Consider the following 16814-nt stretch of genomic DNA (forward strand, 5'->3'; position numbering starts at 1 on the left):
TAGGCGGTAAATGGGGACTTGCATCACTTAGGGATGGGAAGCCCTCCGGAGGCAGGATCGGCCAGAGGCCTCACCTGTCCTTTCTCTTTCCGGCTCCAAGCGATTCTCTCCTCAATTTTTCGCCGGTATTCACGAAATGTGAGGAATATGTTTTACTTTTATATAAAAGTGAGGTAAAATGAAAACAGACTATCCAGGGAAAGGAGCAGGAAAATATGGCATTAAAAGAGATTTTGATAGAAGCAGGATTCCCTTATGATGAGATATTATATCGTTTTTCAGGGAATGAAGGACTGCTGAAAAAATATTTGTTAAAGTTTCCTCAGGATCCGACCTTTCAGGAATTAAAGAATAATGTAGAGATGGAAGATTATGGAAAAGTAGAAACCAGTGCGCATACTCTGAAAGGGGTCAGTGCGAATCTGGGATTTGAAAAGTTGAGTGAAATATGTGCACAGATGGTTATGGCGGTCAGAGAAGGGGAAAATAAAAAGATTACTCCGCTGTTTCGTATTGCGCAGGAGGAATATGACGCTGTCCTGCAGTGCCTGAGGCAGATCGATTAACTGGAGGTGGAGTAATGGCTGGGGTATATCCGAGGGGACCGATAAAACCCAAACTCCTGATCGTTGACGACGTTGAACTAAACAGAGCAATATTAAGTGAACTTTTTTGCGGTGAGTATGATGTTCTGGAAGCGGAAAACGGAAAAAAAGCGATAGAAATTCTGGAGGTTTATGCGGACTCTCTGGCAGTGATACTACTGGATATTGTGATGCCCGTTATGGATGGCTTCGGTGTATTGCGGGAAATGGTCAGGCGGCATTGGAGCGGCCGGATACCGGTTGTCATGATTACCGCGGAGACTTCCGACTCGGTAATGCAAAAAGGTTACGAGATGGGTGCCGCCGATATTATCAGTAAACCCTTTAATCCAAATATAATCCGTCAGCGAATCAGCAATATTATAGAGCAGTATACCTATAAACTGCATCTGGAAAAACTGGTGGCGGAGCAGACGGAGACTCTGCGGCGCCAGTCACAGAAATTGAGGGAAAACAGCGCGCAGATGATTGATACGCTGAGTGCTATTATCGAATTTAAGAATACGGAATCGGTTCAGCATATTGCCAATATCCGTACTATTACCAGAATGCTGTTGAACCAGTTGAAAAAACGTCATCAGGAATACGGTTTAACAGATGAGATGGTTGAGAATATTTCTGAAGCTGCGGCTATGCATGATATTGGGAAGATCGCCATACCGGATCAGATCCTGAATAAACCCGGGAAGCTTACTCCGGAGGAGTTTGAGGTTATGAAAACGCATACGGTCAGAGGATGTGAGATCCTTGAGAAGCTGGTCAGTGTGCAGAGTCTGACTTATTACGATTACTGTTATGAGATTTGCCGTCACCATCACGAGCGGTGGGATGGCAGGGGATACCCGGACGGACTGGTTGGAGATGAAACGCCCATATGGGCTCAGGCAGTGTCCCTGGCGGATGTGTATGATGCGTTAAGCAGTAAGCGCGTATATAAGGAGGCCTATTCCAGTGATGTGGCCGTACAGATGATCTTAAACGGTGAGTGCGGAGTTTTCAATCCAGTACTGCTGGAATGTTTTTTGGAGATCGTATCCACCTTCAAAGACGGTATTGATCAGGCTCAGATAGAGCGGGAACAGCAAAAAAACCGTCCGTCGGAGGCGAAAGAGGAAAACGTACAGGAAGCGCCGGACCTGAAGATGCAGGAAGGGGACCTTTCGTATCGTACACTGCGGCTTCTGGAGCTGGAACGTCAGAAATACCGCGTGATGTCCGAGCTCTCGGGAGAGATTCTGTTCGAATATGAAATAAAGACGGATAAGCTGGTATTTTCAGAAAAATATCAGACACTGACCGGGAATGATCTGATTATTAAAAATCTGCGCCAGGCTATAACGGATCCTGAAAAAATGCAGCCGAATGACTTAGAGAGGCTGCGGGAAAAAATATCCGGTATTACCTACTCATCACCGGACTGCAAGCTGGAGATGGAGATCAATCTCGATGGTAATGGATTTGAATGGTTTGAAGTCTACCTCTATCCGATCTGGGATGCCGGATATGATGCGGAATGTGTAGGATATATCGGCAAGTTGATTAATATCGAAGAGCAGAAACGTATGAACCTGAAACTCCAAAAGGAGGCAGACAGTGATCCGCTAACCGGGGTGCTGAACCGAAAGGCCATCCAGGAGCAGATCAGCCAGATTTTAAGCGAAGGCAAAACCGAACACGCAGCTCTTTGTTTTATTGATATCGATAACTTTAAATCTGTGAATGACGATTTCGGCCATCTGTTCGGGGATAGCGTGCTGAAGCATGTGGTATCGGTTCTGCTGTCCAACAGCAGAAACACGGATCTGGTGGGCAGAATCGGAGGAGATGAATTTGTTATCTTCTTAAGGGATATATCCTCCGACGAAGCGCTGGAAAAAAAGCTGCAGAGTATCTGTGATAATCTGAGCAGAGATTGCGATGGCTGCCAGTTGTCCTGCAGCCTGGGAGTGTCCCGCTATCCTCACGATGGTGATAATTATGGAACACTTTTGCATAAGGCAGATCAGGCGCTGTATCTGTCCAAGAGATTGGGGAAGAATGGCTATCAGATCTATCATGATGACTGCGGAAGATTTCCGTTCCAGACTATGCTTTCCGGGGTGGATGAGTATGTGGAATAAATGAAAAAAAGGATGACCCGGTGACAGATACCCTGCCGCCGGGTTTTTGTGTCCGCTGTTTGTGGGGAGACAGGGAGCAGCAGGAGGCCGGTCCTTGTATTTAAGTTTACTTGACAAGCATAGGGCTATGTACTATAATGAACAATGTTCAAGTTGAAGCGTATAAGAGTCATAAGGAGGTTAAGCTTATGAGAAAAATGATTAATACGGCATTTGCCTATGCGATAGCCGCTATGGCCGGCGGGGTTTTTTACCGCGAATTCACGAAGTTTCAGGGTTTTGAGGGCAGGACCAGCCTTGCTTTTGTACATACCCATCTATTTTTGCTGGGGATGGTTATGTTCCTGGTGATCGGACTTTTTGCAGCCCGGTTTGATCTGAACAGCCGTAAACAATTTCGGGTTTTTTACGTATTATACAATGTGGGAGTGATTCTGACATCTGTATTGCTGCTGATCAGGGGAGTAGTGCAGGTGACGGGGCAGGAGATTTCCAGGGGAATGGACGCAGCGGTATCCGGTGTCGCTGGTATTGGACACATATTGACCGGGATCGGGTTACTATTATTATTTTTAAGTTTGAGGAGCTGGTCACGAGAATGACAGTAAGAAAATTTTATCAAATACCCAAAAACTATCTGCTTCTGGTGGCAGGTCTGGTCTGGTTCGCAGCAGGTGTGAATATTATTCGGATCGGCATTACCGCTTCGGACCGGAATTGGAGTCCGCTGGCTGTGGCTGCCGCATTGGCTGTATTTGGGCTGTTTTATGGACTGATTTTCCATCGGCTGATCCAAAAGCATACGGTACGGATTACCGGTTACGATCAGAGCAGGATTCACATTCTACGTTTTTTTGATGTGAAAAGTTATTGCATCATGGCAGGCATGATGACGTTCGGAATTTTCCTGCGGCAGTCAGATCTTTGGCCGCCCCATTGTATCCGGACTTTTTATACCGGGCTGGGAGCCTCACTTTTAATGGCCGGCGCCGGTTTCCTGGTGAATTTTATTCTGGAACAAAGAGGCTGCAGAGACAAAGATTCTGTAGAAACCGCCGGACTATAGAAAGAGGCTTGGCTAAAGTAACCGCTTTACTATAGAAACAAAGAATAGATAACCGTGATGATACCGGACATCACCAGGCTGATACTGCTCATGGCTCCCTCTATCTCCCCCAGCTCCACGGCTTTTGAGGTGCCGATCACATGGCTGCTGGTGCCGATGGCGACGCCTGCGACCACGGGATTTTTTATCCGGCAGACGCGGATCAGCAGGGGACTGATCATGGCCCCCAGAATACCGGTCAGAACCACGGCTGCCACAGTGACCGGAACGATCCCGTTTTGAGTGCGGGAAATTTCCATGGCGATGGGGGTGGTGACGGACTTGGGGATCAAAGAGACATGGAATACCTGATCCAGCCGGAACAGATAACAAAGACCGATGACTGTCAGGATAGATGCAGCGGAACCTACGGCCGTACCGACCAGAATCGGGAGAGCGTTGGCTTTTAAAATACGCACCTGCCGATAGACCGTGACCGCAAGGCAGATCGTGGCAGGCCCCAGGAAGATGGAGATCAATTTTCCTCCTTCCTCATAATCTTCGTATGGTATATGGAAGATCTGAAGCACCGCAATGACCAGAACAATGGCGATTAGCAGCGGATTGGCGGCAGGATTTTTACATTTTTTCTGTATCAGTTTACCCAGTTCAAATGCGCCCAAGCTCAGCCCAAGGCCAAACAAAGCCATAGAAGTCAGTTCGCCCATAGCTTACTCCCCCTCCCTTTTTGTGTCCGCAGTCCGGCGCGCCATTAGCCGGATCATCAGCTGCGTCGTAAAAGCCGTGACCAGAAAAGTGACGATCGTACTGATTATAATAATAGCCAGAAGCGCAGGCCATACATTCCGTATATCATCGAAATAATTGATGATAGACACACCGGCCGGTATAAAGAGCACGGCCATATTGGCCAGCAGAAAATCGGAAACCTCGCGAATCTGTTTTTCTTTGCACCAGCCAAATAGCAGCAGTATGAATAACAGAACCATGCTGATAATACTGGCGGGAAAGCGAATCGGAAGCACCAAAGCAAAAGCCTCCCCGATAAAACAAATCAGCAGCAGATAAAAGCACTGCTTCAAAATATTCATAATCAATCGCTCCTTCAAAAAATCTCTTTCCCCATAATACCGTGTTTCAGACCAAAGCTCAAGATTTTTTACGCCGGAGTTTTATTAAATCGTTTGAAAAGATTTCGGGGTGGCAAACGAAAGGGGATTATGGTAGTATAAATAGGAGAGTAAGAAGTTATACGATTCGGATAATTATGATAGCAAATAGCAAGGAGGAGTGTAAATATGAAGAAGAAAATATCCCCTTCCATGATGTGTTCCGGTGTGTTGGAGATTGGTACTTATCTGAGCGCGTTTGAAAAAAATGGAATCGAATATCTACATATTGATGTGATGGACGGAGAGTTTGTGCCGAACCTGATGCTGGGGACGGACTATGTGAAGAGTCTTCGGAAAGCCAGTGATATACCGCTGGACGTACATCTGATGATCTATAATCCGGAAAATAAAATAGACTGGTTTGATTTTCAACCCGGTGAATACGTGGCGGTACACGCTGAGAGCACGGCCCATGTGCAGCGGGCGCTCCAGAAGATCAATGCTACCGGGGCAAAAGCTATGCTGGCTCTCAACCCGGCCACACCAATCTCCGCGCTGGACTATGTGATCGATGATATTAAGGCGGTTCTGGTGATGACTGTCAATCCGGGATTCGCGGGCCAGAAGCTGATACCGCAGACCCTTCAGAAGATCACGGATGTACGCAGATACCTGGATGATAAGGGACGCTATGATGTGGAAATAGAAGTGGACGGGAATGTCAGCTTTGAAAATGCCCGGAAGATGTCGGCAGCAGGCGGCGATATCTTTGTCGCTGGTACTTCCAGCTTCTTTAATAAAAACATCGATCTGGATCTGGGAATCCAGAAGCTCAGAGAAGCCATCGAGCTTCGGTAAGGAAAATAGCGTTTCATCGTTTTGTTCATAGGAATTCTTGATAAGAATAATACGGCGGTCCAAATGTTGAAAGGAAACTTTGGAACGCCGTCCTTACATATCCACACCCAGTACATTCTTGACGATCAGACCTACTGCGAAGGAGAGTACCGCCACACCCAGGCTGATGCAGGCCATTTCTCCAAAACGGCGTTTGAAGGACAGGTCTTTGGCGACGGCAATGTAGTAGTTAAACGCGGCGATGATAACGACAACGGCAGCCAGCATGGTGACCAAGGCCCAGACCCACGCCTGGGGCGGGAAGATCAGATAGGGCAGAATCAGCAGCGTGACGGTGATCAGATAGGCGATACCTGTGTATATACAGGATTTCAGGGCATTCTCATTCCCCTCACTTTTGGCGGAAAGGAATTCAGAAGAAGCCATGGACAAAGTGGCGGATATGCCTGTGATCAGACCGGACAGGGCGATGATACGGGTATTCTGCATAGCTAAGGACAGGCCGGCCAGTGTCCCGGTCAGTTCCACCAGCGCGTCGTTCATGCCCAGAACCATGGAACCCACATATTGAAGACGTTCTTCATCCAGCATGGACATCAGGGCATTTTCATGGGCATTTTCCTGATCCTGGATCAAAGCGCTTTCAGGAACTTCATTTTCCAGTTCTTCGTAGTTTACCTGGGCACCTTCCTCCCCTTTTTCCATTAATTTTATGACAAAGGTAAAACCTAAAAGGAAAGTCAGAAGCTTGCGCCACCAGACCTTGTAGCGCTGCGGCTTCATCTCGGTGCCGGTATATTTTTTCCAGAGTTCGTAATGGCGTTTCTCCTCGGCGGACAATCGCAGCAGCACATCCTTGTTCTTGCTGTCTTTCATTCTGGACGCGATGGCGCGGTAGGTTTCGCTTTCCGTCAGCTCATTTTGCTGCATTGTTTTCAGAGCGGCCATCGCTTTTGGGGAAATATTTAGGGTATTCTGTGACATGATAATCCTCCTCATATGTATCGATTGCGCAGGTATCTTTACGGTGCGCCTGCAGACCGCAACTGCGGGTCTTACATGAAACTTCGCTAAGGTGTATCTTACCACAATACAGCCCGGATTTCCACAGAAGAGGGGCGGGAAAGAGAAAAAGTAGAAAAGGGGATGATTTCCTGATGTCAGAGTCGCTGATTACGAAGAAGGCCATCGCTCAGGGGTTGAAGGATTTGACCCTTACCAAACCGTTCGGGAAAATCTCGATTGGCGATATTACCTCGGCCTGCGGATTAAACAGGCAGACTTTTTATTATCATTTTCAGGACAAGTATGAGCTGCTCAGCTGGATTTATTATAACGAGGGATTTCTATATGTCATGGACGGAATCACACTGGAGAACTGGCATGAGAAGCTGAAAGATCTGCTGGACACCATGAAAGCGGATCAGGAATTTTACCGGAATACCATAAAGAACGACGACAGCTATTTCAAAGAATATCTGCTGGAAATCGTTGCTACGTTGTTTTATGAGGCCATCGACAAATTGGATGAGGATAAGAGCCTGTCGGATGAGGACAAGAAATTCTATTCTCAGTTTTATGCCTATGGGATCTGCGGCGTGGTGGTGGCCTGGGTGGAGTCCGGAATGAAAGAAGATACCAAAAAGCTGTCCGGAAAGCTTAAAAGTCTGGCCCAGGGCAGTGAAAAACTGGGATATGAGATCTATGCAAACAGGTGAAACTGCTCAATCAGCCAGTCTTTGACCAGAGACTGACTGCCCTGTGCCAGCATCTGATATAGTTCCTGATAGAGGACCTCGGCTTCTTTTTCCGGGAGCCGCCGGCCAGACAGGGTGCAGCCCAGTTCGAGTATATTTCTGGCATTTCGATCCAGCGATTTTTTACTGTTATTCAGCATAAACTTAAGTGCCGTGTCCAGCGTGGCACTTTTTATTTTATTATCCAGACGCATATTCGTTCATCTCCAATAGGAATTACTTTTATCTTAATCAGTATTTTTCCATATTTGTATAGACAAAATCGTATATTTGTCCAAAAACTGTACAGTATTTGAAAAGTGTCAGGATTTACGACAGCTGAAAAAAAGTGTATGATGACGAAAACTGGAAAATGGAATATACTGTGACCATCGAATCAAAGCAAAAGAAAAGGAGAGATAGATATGGATAAAAAATTAAAAAAAGTAATTCTGGCCGCAGGCGCGGTGGCAGGAGCAACAGCAGTGGCGGTAAAAGCCAGGAAAGAAAAAGAGAACATGGAAAACGAGAAAGCCAGAACGGAAATGCAGCTCCGTGACTACAACGGACAGCATGCCTGGTTCATCGGCGGCGGACTGGCCAGCATGGCTGGGGCTGCTTATCTGGTTCGGGACTGCAACTATCCCGGAGATCAGATTACCATATTTGAAGGAATGAAAATCCTGGGCGGCAGCAACGACGGCGCAGGTGATCCCGGCCAGGGTTTTGTGTGCCGGGGAGGCCGGATGCTCAACGAGGAGACCTATGAGAACTTCTGGGAACTCTTTTCCTCTATCCCGTCCCTGGAAAAACCCAATATGAGTGTGACTCAGGAAATCTTGAATTTTGATCATCTGCATCCAACTCATGCCCAGGCCCGCCTCATTGATGAGGAAGGTGTCATCCAGGACGTGTCCGGCATGGGATTCAACAATGATGACCGTCTGGCGCTGGGAAAACTGATGCTGACGCCGGAAGAAGATCTGGATGATATGACGATCAGGGAATGGTTTGAAGAGACTCCACACTTCTTTGAAACAAACTTCTGGTATATGTGGCAGACCACCTTCGCGTTCCAGAAATGGTCCAGCCTGTTCGAATTCAAACGCTATATGGAGCGGATGATTTTTGAATTTTCCAGGATCGAAACCCTGGAGGGAGTGACCAGAACGCCCTATAACCAATACGAATCTGTAATACTCCCCTTAAAGACCTGGCTCACAGAGCAGGGGGTCCATTTTGTAACTGACGCAGTCGTAACGGATTTGGATTTTGAACCGGGAAGCCAGATCACCGTCAATGCGATCCACCTCAAAAAAGAGTCCAAAGAAGAAGTCGTCACCGTAAACGAAGGCGATATCTGCATCATGACCAATGGATGTATGACGGACTGCGCCACCCTGGGCGATCTGCACACCCCGGCCTCCTACGAACCGGAAAATCCTATCTCCGGCAGTCTGTGGGCGAAAGTAGCAGAAAAGAAAGAAGGATTGGGCAACCCGGAACCTTTCTTCGGAAAACCGGAAGAAACCAACTGGGAGAGCTTCACCGTCACAATGAAGGGCAACAAGCTTCTGAAGATGATCGAAGACTACTCCGGAAACATTCCCGGTTCCGGCGCCCTTATGACGTTCAAAGACTCCAGCTGGCTGATGAGTATTGTTGTAGCCGCCCAGCCGCATTTTAGAAACCAGCCTATCGATACCACAATTTTCTGGGGATACGGCCTTTACACGGAAAATACCGGCGATTATGTAAAGAAGCCCATGCGGGAATGCACCGGCGAAGAGATGCTGACCGAACTTCTGCATCACCTGCACATGGAGGATCAGATCGATGAGATCATGGAATCCGTGGTCAATGTTATTCCCTGCATGATGCCCTACATCGATTCCCAGTTCCAGCCCAGAAAGATGTCCGACCGCCCGAAGGTAGTTCCGGAAGGCTCCACGAACTTTGCCATGATCAGCCAGTTCGTTGAGATTCCCGAGGATATGGTGTTCACCGAAGAATATTCAGTACGCGCAGCCAGAATCGCTGTTTACACCCTGATGAATGTAACCCACAAAAAAATCTGCCCCGTAACACCTTATAAAAAGAACCCCAAGATATTAGCCGAGGCGTTGAAAACTTCCTACCGGTAGGCCTGACCGCTGGTGGCGGATGAGCAAAAGGACAGTAAGGAATGCTTGTACTTTAAACACCCCTTGAGGATTCAGACATATAATAGAATAAATTGGATTTTCAGGATGTGTTTATGGAGCTATTTATTTCGATCGCCGTTCTGGTTATATCGGCGAATATTGATACGTTTGTATTAATGCTTCCTTTTGGCGTCAGCCATGTACGGATTTCTGCCAAGAATATTTTTCTGATTGCGGGAATTACCAGCGCATTTACTTATATGTCGATGAAAGTGGGAACCGCTTTTTCCCAGATGATCAGCCTTCAGGCTGCCAATCTGGTCGGGGGACTGACCCTGGTTCTGATCGGCCTTTATTTTGTCGTGAAGTTTTGTATCCATCAGAAGAAAAAGGAACGGGAGGATTCCGGTAACGTATCCGGGCTGCAGATGCAGGAGGAACGGGCGATGTCCACGGTGGAGGCGATCGTGCTGGCGCTGGTGCTGTCCATCAACAATGCGGGGATCGGCATAGCGGCAGGTATCGCTTATATCAGTGCATTTTATGTATCCGTCGCCACATTTCTATGTACGTGGGTCTGCATCAAACTGGGGCTGCTGGCCGGAAAAAGTCTGATGGGAAGATTGGTTACCAAATATTCGGTGTTCCTTTCCGGTATTCTGTTGCTGGCGCTGGGGGTTTATGAGTGCCTGGGAATCTGAATATGCCGTCTATCCATAAATTATATGCGTCCCATACCATGGTTAGAATCGACACGCGGAGAAATTATTAATAAGAATGTAAAAGAAAACCGGAACAGATACCTGTAAAAGGTCTGTTCCGGTTATTTCTTATTTTTGCCGGTATTATTTTCATGCAGTTTGAAACGGATATATTCGATCAGCTCCTTCTGCTGATCCGGGTGCAGTTCCCGGAATAAACTGACCAGTACCTGTTCGGAACCGGACAGCAGAGCGGTCTCATATACCGGACGTGTATCGGAGCCATACGTGGTCTCTTCCTGAATTATGTAAGGAAGGGAGAGCCTGCCATAATTTAACAGCTGATCAATCAGTATTTTATACTTACATGCTAAAGCATAAATAATACTCAGATCCGGACAGCGCTCATTATTTTCGTAATTCGTATAGGTCTGGCGCGCAATATTCAGATACTCAGAAACTTCTTTCTGCGTGAAGTTGTTTTGCTTTCTGATGTATCTGAGAGATTCGCCGATATCTAAATCAGTCTTCTTTTTTGCCAAGAAAAAACCTCCCTGAACAATAATGTAGATATTATATCAATAACATTGAAATAATATTCACAAGGCTACAGGTAGAAGCCTATCTTGGATAAAAAGTCTCAATATGAATCTTTTATTACAAAAACATAGTTTGAATTATAAATTGTTCTAATAATTAAACCTGTATTTTCTGACGGCTTAATGCACTGTTGTGGTATCTGCCGTCAAAAGTGACATCTTGGCCGAACCAGGCCGGCGGTTCAAAACGAAGGGCCATTTCTTCTGTGGGGAACTCCACCTCCGCCATCATGAGAGGAGCAAAAGGGGGAGCAAAGATGTCCAATTCTATTGTGAGCTCGTTGGTAAGAGGGATAAGGACTCTTTTTTTCGAAATTATGCTGCCATCTGTCTTTTCCCGAAGATGCAGATATGCGTCCCGGGTCAACGCAAGATTGTATTCTTCGCGCACCATCAGGCCTTTCGATTTGTAGGTGAGAAAATAATCATCATCCTGTCTTCGGATCCGCACCACAGGTTCTGTACATAGATAACCCTGTTCGATCATGTGATAAGAATATGGTTCCAATGTATCTGGTAAACTGGTGACCAGATATTTTCGTTCAATTTCCATTTGTATTCATCTCTTTCTTTAGATTCGAGCACTGCTATGTTAATAATAGTATTTTTTTGGACATAACGTCAATAGATATGTTATATTAGGATAAGATTATAATTCTTTGTGAATTTTAATTTTATTCAGAAAGATCAGGTAGATGAAAAATAAGAAAGGAGCTGTTTTTTATGAGTAAAGTATGTGTATTTTTAGCAGAAGGCTGTGAAGAGGTCGAGGCATTGATGGTAGTGGATCTTCTGCGCAGAGCCGGAATCGAAACCTTCATGGTCTCAGTCACTTCCAGTTTGCAGGTGACAGGTTCCCACGGAATTCAGATCAAGGCGGACCGGCTGTTCGAGGGGATGTCATATTCGGATATTGATGTGCTGGTACTTCCAGGCGGGATACCGGGGACTCCGAACCTGGCGAATCATCTTGGGCTGGTTGAATTGTTAAAAGAATTTTACCAAAAAGATAAAATGCTGGCAGCGATCTGCGCGGCGCCCAGTGTACTGGGAGATCTGGGATTGCTGGCGGGTAAAAAGGCAACCTGCCATCCGGGATTTGAATCCCATCTGCTGAAAGCACAGGTGGTGGAGGATGAAGTGGCATCCGACCAGAATGTGGTGACCAGCCGGGGGCTGGGGACTGCGATTCCCTTTGGGCTGGAATTAATCCGCCGCCTGGCAGACGAGGAAACCGCGCAAAAGGTGCGGGATGCGATCGTATATCGGAAATAAAGAGTGAGGAGGATTTAGGAGATGTGGACGAGAAGTGACCTGAAGAACCGGGCAAAAGACCGGCTTAGAATCAACTATTGGATGGGATTCCTGATTTGCCTGATACTGGGAATCCTGGGAGGGGACAACAGCGGCGGGGCAGCGCAGACACTCAGCAATGGTGCGGTGAGTGCGGCCAACTATTCTACACCGGTGGGACATGGCGCGCAGTACATCGCGCTGCTGTTCGTCACGGTTTTCGCTGTGGCCGCGGTTGCATCCGTGATAGTTGTAGTGATTGTGGTATTTATTACGAATCCGTTGATGGTAGGCGGAAAAAGATTCTTCCTGGCCGGCAGGGAGGTAAAAGCAGCTTTTGGCGAGTTGGGCTTTGCCTTTTCCGATCAATATATGAATGTCGTGGGGATCATGTTTTTAAGAGATCTGTTCACGTTTCTTTGGACATTGGTGTTTATTATCCCAGGCATAGTCAAGAGTTATGAATATCGGATGATCCCGTATATTCTGGCAGAGAATCCAACGATCAGCCGGCAGCGTGCGTTTGAGCTGAGCAGGGAGATGACGATGGGGCATAAGTGGGATATGTTTGTGCTGGATCTGTCGTTTCTTCTCTGGTACCTGGGAGGCGCCCTGCTGTGCGGGATCGGCACGCTTTTTGTAAATCCCTACCCGGCGGCTACGGAAGCAGAGCTGTATGCCGTCCTAAGAAATAACGTGCTCAGCCAGGGAATTACCAATACTTATGAGCTGCCCGGTGTACTATAAAAATACATTTTTTTCCAGTAATAGTTTTATCTCACATGTACATAATAGGAGTACAGACAAGTTACTTGTCTAAGACAAACATGGAGGTGAAACACAATGAACAATTCTTCTAACACAAATCAGATGGCAGTACCCGAAGCGAAAGAAGCTATGAAACGTTTCCGTAACGAAGTAGCCAGCGAATTAGGAGTACCGTTGAAAGATGGTTACAATGGAGATTTAACATCCAGACAGGCTGGTTCCATCGGTGGTGAAATGGTCAAAAAAATGATCATGAAACAGGAACAGCAGATGTCTTCCGGATCAAATCTGTAATCTATGATAATAGAAAGATCTGATCTCAGACTTTCTATTAATCGCATAGTGGGCATGGCCCAATAGACCAGCTGGAAATAGTCTCAAGAATTTCTTAGACTATTTCCGGCTGGTCTATTTTGGGGCTTTTTATACGCTTCGACTGTTGAATGCATGATGAAAGGGTGATGAAAGGGCCGGGCTGGGAGGGAAAGGGCGCGGCCGGGCGGCACCAGGCGGCAAATCTCGCGGGGCCAAATCACTTCGGCCGGGCCTAAGAACGGCTAACTCCGAAGACGGGAGAACCTCTTATTGGCAGGGCCCGGAACAAACTCGCCAAAGTACGGCTCGGACAGTGTTCCAGGCCCTGCGAGGTTCTCCCGACTTCTGCGTAAGCCGTTCTAAGGCCCGGTCTCAAGTGATTTGGCCCCACGAGATTTGCCGCCTGGTGCCGCCCGGCCGCGCCCTTTCCCTCCCAGCCCTGCTTTATATACGGCCATTTTCCGTATTCAAACAGACAAAGTGTAAATTGTAATGGTTATAGATTCTTAGACGGCAGAGGAGTAGGTGTTTGTAGTTAAAATGCTGTTTTTTTGATCGGGATGTACATATTGATTGTATTCACAGTTTGAACGGTCTTTACTGCTTAACTTTTATGAAAGAGGATAAGAATCCTGGCAGCCGCTCCGTTTCCCGTAGGAAGAATGCTCCTGCCGTATCTTAGAATTTCTGTCTTTTTTATTATTTTTATTAACTAAGAAAAGATTCAGTGCGGAGTAGGAAACCTCGGTCAATAAGAACATGGAAAAAGGCTTTTAGTAAAGCAGGGGCGAGAGGGACGGGGCGTGGTTTTGGGCGCCGGGCGGCAAATCTCGCGGGGCCTAATCACTTGAGGCCGGGCCTTAGAACGGCTTACGAAGAGAGCAGGAGAACCTCGCAGGGCCTGGAACACTGTCCGAGCCGTCCTTTGGCGAGTTTGTTCCGGGCCCTGCCAATAAGAGGTTCTCCTGCTCTCGGAGTTAGCCGTTCTTAGGTCCAGCCGAAGTGATTAGGCCCCGCAAGATTTGCCGCCCGGCGCCCAAAGCCACGCCCCGTCCCTCTCGCCCCGTCCCTAAGTAAATCCTCCCATTCCCCATAGTATACCGATAGAGTACCACAACCCCAGTCCTACAGCGGATTCACGGAATTTTTTCTTGTGTTTTGGAAAACGTTATGCTATACTCATATAATGACTGTAAGAATGGATATTTTTAGGAACGTCCGAAGAAATTTTTATTCAACAGGAAAGAGCGTCCTATTGAATAAAACCCCTCCGGGGGATCGCACTGCGGCGGAAAGGAAGATGCCGCGTGCGCGGCCCGCCGCAGGCGGAGAGTTTCGCAAGCGAAACTCTTTTTCATATAACTTTTAAGGAGGAAATCAAAAGAAGATGAGTTTACAAGTAGAGAAACTGGAAAAAAATATGGCGAAACTGACGCTGGAAGCAACCGCCGAAGAATTAGAGGGAGCGCTTCAGAAAGCATATCTGAAGCAGAAAAGTAACATCAGTGTTCCCGGGTTCCGTAAAGGTAAAGTGCCCCGCCAGATGATAGAGAAGATGTATGGACCGGAAATCTTCTATGAAGATGCGGCCAATATCCTGATTCCCGATGTTTATGGAAAAGAAACCGAAGAGTGTGATTTAGAGATCGTGTCTCAGCCGGAGATCGATGTCGTGCAGCTGGAAAAGGGAAAACCTTTCATCTTTACCGCTTTAGTGGCTCTGAAACCGGAAGTCACCCTTGGCGAGTATAAGGGCATCGAAGTGGAAGCGGTAAGCGCGGAAGTTACAGACGACGAGATCAGCGCAGAACTGGATAAAGAGAGAGAGAACAATGCCAGAACCATCACTGTAGACGACAGAGCAGTGCAGGACGGCGATATGACCACCATCGATTTTGAGGGATTTGTGGACGGTGTACCGTTTGACGGCGGAAAAGGCACGGATTATCCTCTGGTAATCGGATCCCATTCCTTTATCGATACCTTCGAAGAGCAGCTGATCGGAAAGAACATCGGGGAAGAAGTGGAAGTAAATGTTACTTTCCCGGAAGAGTATCAGGCGAAGGAACTGGCAGGACAGCCGGCGCTGTTCAAAGTGACAGTCAAGGAAATTAAAGTAAAAGAGCTTCCGGAAGCGGATGATGATTTCGCGCAGGATGTTTCCGAATTTGATACATTAGATGAATACAAAGCCGATATCAAGGCGAAACTTCAGGAGAAGAAGGAAAAAGATGCCAAAACCGCCAAGGAAGACGCGGTGATTGATAAGATTGTTGAAAATGCTTCTATGGAAATCCCGGATGCGATGATTGATACGCAGACACGCCAGATGGTGGAGGACTTTGCCCGCAGGATTCAGATGCAGGGGCTGTCCATGGAACAGTACATGCAGTTTACCGGATCTACTCCGGATCAGATGCTGGAGCAGATGAAACCGCAGGCTCTGAAGAGAATCCAGACCAGACTGGTACTGGAAGCGATCACAGAGGCGGAGAAGATCGAAGCTACAGAGGAAGAATTACAAAAAGAAATTGAAAAAATGGCGGAAATGTACAAGATGGAAGCCGACAAGTTAAAGGAAGCGCTCTCCGATTATGAGAGAACTTCTATGATGAAAGACATTGCTGTTCAGAAGGCAGTGGATTTTGTAGCGGAAGCGGCCGTTGAAACGGCAAAATAATTTGTTTCGCGTTTGGGCATCAGGGGTTTCCCGATGACCGAAGAGTGGACAATTATATGGAAAGGCAGGAGGATAAGCCATGAGTTTAGTACCTTATGTCATTGAACAGACCAGCAGAGGCGAGCGGTCCTACGACATATACTCCCGGTTGCTCAAAGAGAGAATTATTTTTCTGGGAGAGGAAGTCAATGACACAACAGCAAGCCTGATCGTTGCACAGATGTTATTTCTGGAAGCTGAGGATCCGGGAAAAGATATCCATTTATATATCAACAGCCCGGGCGGCAGTGTTACAGCTGGAATGGCTATTTACGACACAATGAACTATATCAAATGTGATGTATCTACGATCTGCGTAGGTATGGCGGCCAGCATGGGAGCATTTTTACTGTCCGGCGGAGCGAAGGGCAAACGTTTTGCGCTTCCCAACGCGGAAATCATGATTCATCAGCCCTCAGGAGGAGCAAAAGGCCAGGCGACTGAGATCAAGATTGTGGCAGATATGATTCTCAAGACGAGAAAGAAATTAAATGAAATTCTGGCGGCAAATACAGGCCAGCCTCTTGAAGTAATTGAACGAGATACCGAAAGAGACAACTATATGGATGCGCAAGAGGCCAAGGCATATGGTTTGATCGACGATGTATTTGTTAGACGCTAAAGATATGCTCTGTGGATTTTGCGGTATGTAGTGCCGGCGGCCCGCAGGGATCACAAGACTCCTGTGATTCACGCAGGAGTCTTTAAAAATCAAAAGGAAAATGATGGAATGTATTCCTTAATATAAGCCGCAGTAAATGCGGCACAGGATGTAATG

Annotated in this window: 19 protein-coding genes; 13 read left to right on the forward strand and 6 right to left on the reverse strand. The window is 47.0% G+C overall.

Translation table 11 applies throughout. The features are described from left to right. The first annotated feature begins 215 nt into the window (after nucleotides 1-215). The 4 genes from KTH90_RS21260 (at nucleotide 216) to KTH90_RS21275 (ending at nucleotide 3791) form a co-directional block, all read left to right on the forward strand. Nucleotides 216-566 carry an Hpt domain-containing protein gene (locus KTH90_RS21260; protein WP_158353033.1) on the forward strand — a complete coding sequence of 117 codons (351 nt, stop codon included), beginning with the start codon at nucleotides 216-218 and terminating at the stop codon, nucleotides 564-566. Between the two features lie 14 nt (nucleotides 567-580). Beyond that, the gene (locus tag KTH90_RS21265; protein ID WP_158353031.1) at nucleotides 581-2725 is read left to right on the forward strand and encodes a diguanylate cyclase; all 2145 of its coding nucleotides are present in this window, start codon (nucleotides 581-583) and stop codon (nucleotides 2723-2725) included. A 188-nt stretch (nucleotides 2726-2913) separates the two neighbouring features. Further along, nucleotides 2914-3327, forward strand: a complete 414-nt coding sequence (locus tag KTH90_RS21270; protein ID WP_158353029.1) for a DUF2871 domain-containing protein — start codon at nucleotides 2914-2916, stop codon at nucleotides 3325-3327. Further along, nucleotides 3324-3791, forward strand: coding sequence for a hypothetical protein (locus KTH90_RS21275; protein ID WP_158353027.1), 468 nt, complete (start codon nucleotides 3324-3326; stop codon nucleotides 3789-3791). The genes KTH90_RS21270 and KTH90_RS21275 overlap by 4 nt, the downstream gene beginning before the upstream one ends. 29 nt (nucleotides 3792-3820) lie before the next feature. Here KTH90_RS21275 and KTH90_RS21280 read toward each other — a convergent pair whose 3' ends face one another. Beyond that, nucleotides 3821-4498 (reverse strand): LrgB family protein, encoded by a 678-nt coding sequence (locus KTH90_RS21280; protein WP_158353026.1) that lies wholly within the window; start codon nucleotides 4496-4498, stop codon nucleotides 3821-3823. A 3-nt stretch (nucleotides 4499-4501) separates the two neighbouring features. Further along, nucleotides 4502-4882: a CidA/LrgA family protein gene (locus tag KTH90_RS21285; protein ID WP_158353024.1), complete on the reverse strand. Its 381-nt coding sequence runs from the start codon at nucleotides 4880-4882 to the stop codon at nucleotides 4502-4504. Between the two features lie 207 nt (nucleotides 4883-5089). On the opposite strand from KTH90_RS21285, the gene rpe reads away from it, so the two are divergent. Next, nucleotides 5090-5761, forward strand: a complete 672-nt coding sequence (gene rpe, locus KTH90_RS21290) for a ribulose-phosphate 3-epimerase (RefSeq protein ID WP_158353022.1) — start codon at nucleotides 5090-5092, stop codon at nucleotides 5759-5761. A gap of 93 nt (nucleotides 5762-5854) precedes the next feature. On the opposite strand, the gene KTH90_RS21295 is transcribed toward rpe, so the two are convergent. Next, entirely contained in the window at nucleotides 5855-6745 is an 891-nt protein-coding gene (locus KTH90_RS21295) for a VIT1/CCC1 transporter family protein (protein WP_158353020.1), read from the reverse strand. 173 nt (nucleotides 6746-6918) lie between these two features. Between KTH90_RS21295 and dhaS the strand changes: the two genes are divergently transcribed. Further along, nucleotides 6919-7479: a dihydroxyacetone kinase transcriptional activator DhaS gene (gene dhaS, locus KTH90_RS21300; protein WP_158353018.1), complete on the forward strand. Its 561-nt coding sequence runs from the start codon at nucleotides 6919-6921 to the stop codon at nucleotides 7477-7479. On the opposite strand, the gene KTH90_RS21305 is transcribed toward dhaS, so the two are convergent. Beyond that, nucleotides 7464-7712, reverse strand: coding sequence for a hypothetical protein (locus KTH90_RS21305; RefSeq protein WP_158353016.1), 249 nt, complete (start codon nucleotides 7710-7712; stop codon nucleotides 7464-7466). The genes dhaS and KTH90_RS21305 overlap by 16 nt on opposite strands. Nucleotides 7713-7922: 210 nt before the next feature. Here KTH90_RS21305 and KTH90_RS21310 point away from each other — a divergent pair, with 210 nt between their 5' ends. Together KTH90_RS21310 and KTH90_RS21315 are read left to right on the forward strand one after the other, a co-directional pair. Next, nucleotides 7923-9641 carry an oleate hydratase gene (locus tag KTH90_RS21310; RefSeq protein WP_158353014.1) on the forward strand — a complete coding sequence of 573 codons (1719 nt, stop codon included), beginning with the start codon at nucleotides 7923-7925 and terminating at the stop codon, nucleotides 9639-9641. A gap of 113 nt (nucleotides 9642-9754) precedes the next feature. Next, entirely contained in the window at nucleotides 9755-10342 is a 588-nt protein-coding gene (locus tag KTH90_RS21315) for a manganese efflux pump (protein WP_158353012.1), read from the forward strand. 122 nt (nucleotides 10343-10464) lie between these two features. Here the strand turns inward: KTH90_RS21315 and KTH90_RS21320 are convergent, their stop codons facing one another. Both KTH90_RS21320 and KTH90_RS21325 read right to left on the reverse strand, forming a co-directional pair. Continuing rightward, a complete protein-coding gene (locus KTH90_RS21320; RefSeq protein WP_238727451.1) occupies nucleotides 10465-10884 on the reverse strand; it encodes a helix-turn-helix domain-containing protein in 420 nt (139 codons plus the stop codon). Nucleotides 10885-11038: 154 nt separating this feature from the next. Next, nucleotides 11039-11494 (reverse strand): CYTH domain-containing protein, encoded by a 456-nt coding sequence (locus tag KTH90_RS21325; RefSeq protein ID WP_158353008.1) that lies wholly within the window; start codon nucleotides 11492-11494, stop codon nucleotides 11039-11041. A 170-nt stretch (nucleotides 11495-11664) separates the two neighbouring features. On the opposite strand from KTH90_RS21325, the gene KTH90_RS21330 reads away from it, so the two are divergent. The 5 genes from KTH90_RS21330 (at nucleotide 11665) to clpP (ending at nucleotide 16658) form a co-directional block, all read left to right on the forward strand. Continuing rightward, a complete protein-coding gene (locus KTH90_RS21330; RefSeq protein WP_158353006.1) occupies nucleotides 11665-12216 on the forward strand; it encodes a DJ-1 family glyoxalase III in 552 nt (183 codons plus the stop codon). A 21-nt stretch (nucleotides 12217-12237) separates the two neighbouring features. Beyond that, the gene (locus tag KTH90_RS21335) at nucleotides 12238-12981 is read left to right on the forward strand and encodes a DUF975 family protein (protein WP_158353005.1); all 744 of its coding nucleotides are present in this window, start codon (nucleotides 12238-12240) and stop codon (nucleotides 12979-12981) included. A gap of 96 nt (nucleotides 12982-13077) precedes the next feature. Then, nucleotides 13078-13296, forward strand: coding sequence for an alpha/beta-type small acid-soluble spore protein (locus KTH90_RS21340; protein WP_238722827.1), 219 nt, complete (start codon nucleotides 13078-13080; stop codon nucleotides 13294-13296). A gap of 1408 nt (nucleotides 13297-14704) precedes the next feature. Further along, entirely contained in the window at nucleotides 14705-15997 is a 1293-nt protein-coding gene (gene tig, locus KTH90_RS21345) for a trigger factor (protein ID WP_158353003.1), read from the forward strand. Between the two features lie 79 nt (nucleotides 15998-16076). Beyond that, complete coding sequence (gene clpP, locus KTH90_RS21350; RefSeq protein ID WP_158347616.1) at nucleotides 16077-16658, forward strand: ATP-dependent Clp endopeptidase proteolytic subunit ClpP; 582 nt, start codon at nucleotides 16077-16079, stop codon at nucleotides 16656-16658. Nucleotides 16659-16814: the final 156 nt, after the last annotated feature.

Source organism: Diplocloster modestus (assembly GCF_019042245.1).
Lineage (GTDB): Bacteria > Bacillota > Clostridia > Lachnospirales > Lachnospiraceae > Diplocloster > Diplocloster modestus.

What these genes read in the sequence shown, in the direction of transcription:
- KTH90_RS21275 (WP_158353027.1), top strand. Translation starts at nt 3,324, where the DNA reads ATGACAGTAAGAAAATTTTATCAAATACCCAAAAACTATCTGCTTCTG.
- KTH90_RS21330 (WP_158353006.1), top strand. Translation starts at nt 11,665, where the DNA reads ATGAGTAAAGTATGTGTATTTTTAGCAGAAGGCTGTGAAGAGGTCGAG.
- KTH90_RS21340 (WP_238722827.1), top strand. Translation starts at nt 13,078, where the DNA reads ATGAACAATTCTTCTAACACAAATCAGATGGCAGTACCCGAAGCGAAA.
- KTH90_RS21295 (WP_158353020.1), bottom strand. Translation starts at nt 6,745, where the DNA reads ATGTCACAGAATACCCTAAATATTTCCCCAAAAGCGATGGCCGCTCTG.
- rpe (WP_158353022.1), top strand. Translation starts at nt 5,090, where the DNA reads ATGAAGAAGAAAATATCCCCTTCCATGATGTGTTCCGGTGTGTTGGAG.
- dhaS (WP_158353018.1), top strand. Translation starts at nt 6,919, where the DNA reads ATGTCAGAGTCGCTGATTACGAAGAAGGCCATCGCTCAGGGGTTGAAG.
- KTH90_RS21315 (WP_158353012.1), top strand. Translation starts at nt 9,755, where the DNA reads ATGGAGCTATTTATTTCGATCGCCGTTCTGGTTATATCGGCGAATATT.
- KTH90_RS21285 (WP_158353024.1), bottom strand. Translation starts at nt 4,882, where the DNA reads ATGAATATTTTGAAGCAGTGCTTTTATCTGCTGCTGATTTGTTTTATC.
- KTH90_RS21325 (WP_158353008.1), bottom strand. Translation starts at nt 11,494, where the DNA reads ATGGAAATTGAACGAAAATATCTGGTCACCAGTTTACCAGATACATTG.
- clpP (WP_158347616.1), top strand. Translation starts at nt 16,077, where the DNA reads ATGAGTTTAGTACCTTATGTCATTGAACAGACCAGCAGAGGCGAGCGG.
- KTH90_RS21260 (WP_158353033.1), top strand. Translation starts at nt 216, where the DNA reads ATGGCATTAAAAGAGATTTTGATAGAAGCAGGATTCCCTTATGATGAG.
- KTH90_RS21270 (WP_158353029.1), top strand. Translation starts at nt 2,914, where the DNA reads ATGAGAAAAATGATTAATACGGCATTTGCCTATGCGATAGCCGCTATG.
- KTH90_RS21265 (WP_158353031.1), top strand. Translation starts at nt 581, where the DNA reads ATGGCTGGGGTATATCCGAGGGGACCGATAAAACCCAAACTCCTGATC.
- KTH90_RS21335 (WP_158353005.1), top strand. Translation starts at nt 12,238, where the DNA reads ATGTGGACGAGAAGTGACCTGAAGAACCGGGCAAAAGACCGGCTTAGA.
- KTH90_RS21310 (WP_158353014.1), top strand. Translation starts at nt 7,923, where the DNA reads ATGGATAAAAAATTAAAAAAAGTAATTCTGGCCGCAGGCGCGGTGGCA.
- KTH90_RS21280 (WP_158353026.1), bottom strand. Translation starts at nt 4,498, where the DNA reads ATGGGCGAACTGACTTCTATGGCTTTGTTTGGCCTTGGGCTGAGCTTG.
- tig (WP_158353003.1), top strand. Translation starts at nt 14,705, where the DNA reads ATGAGTTTACAAGTAGAGAAACTGGAAAAAAATATGGCGAAACTGACG.
- KTH90_RS21305 (WP_158353016.1), bottom strand. Translation starts at nt 7,712, where the DNA reads ATGCGTCTGGATAATAAAATAAAAAGTGCCACGCTGGACACGGCACTT.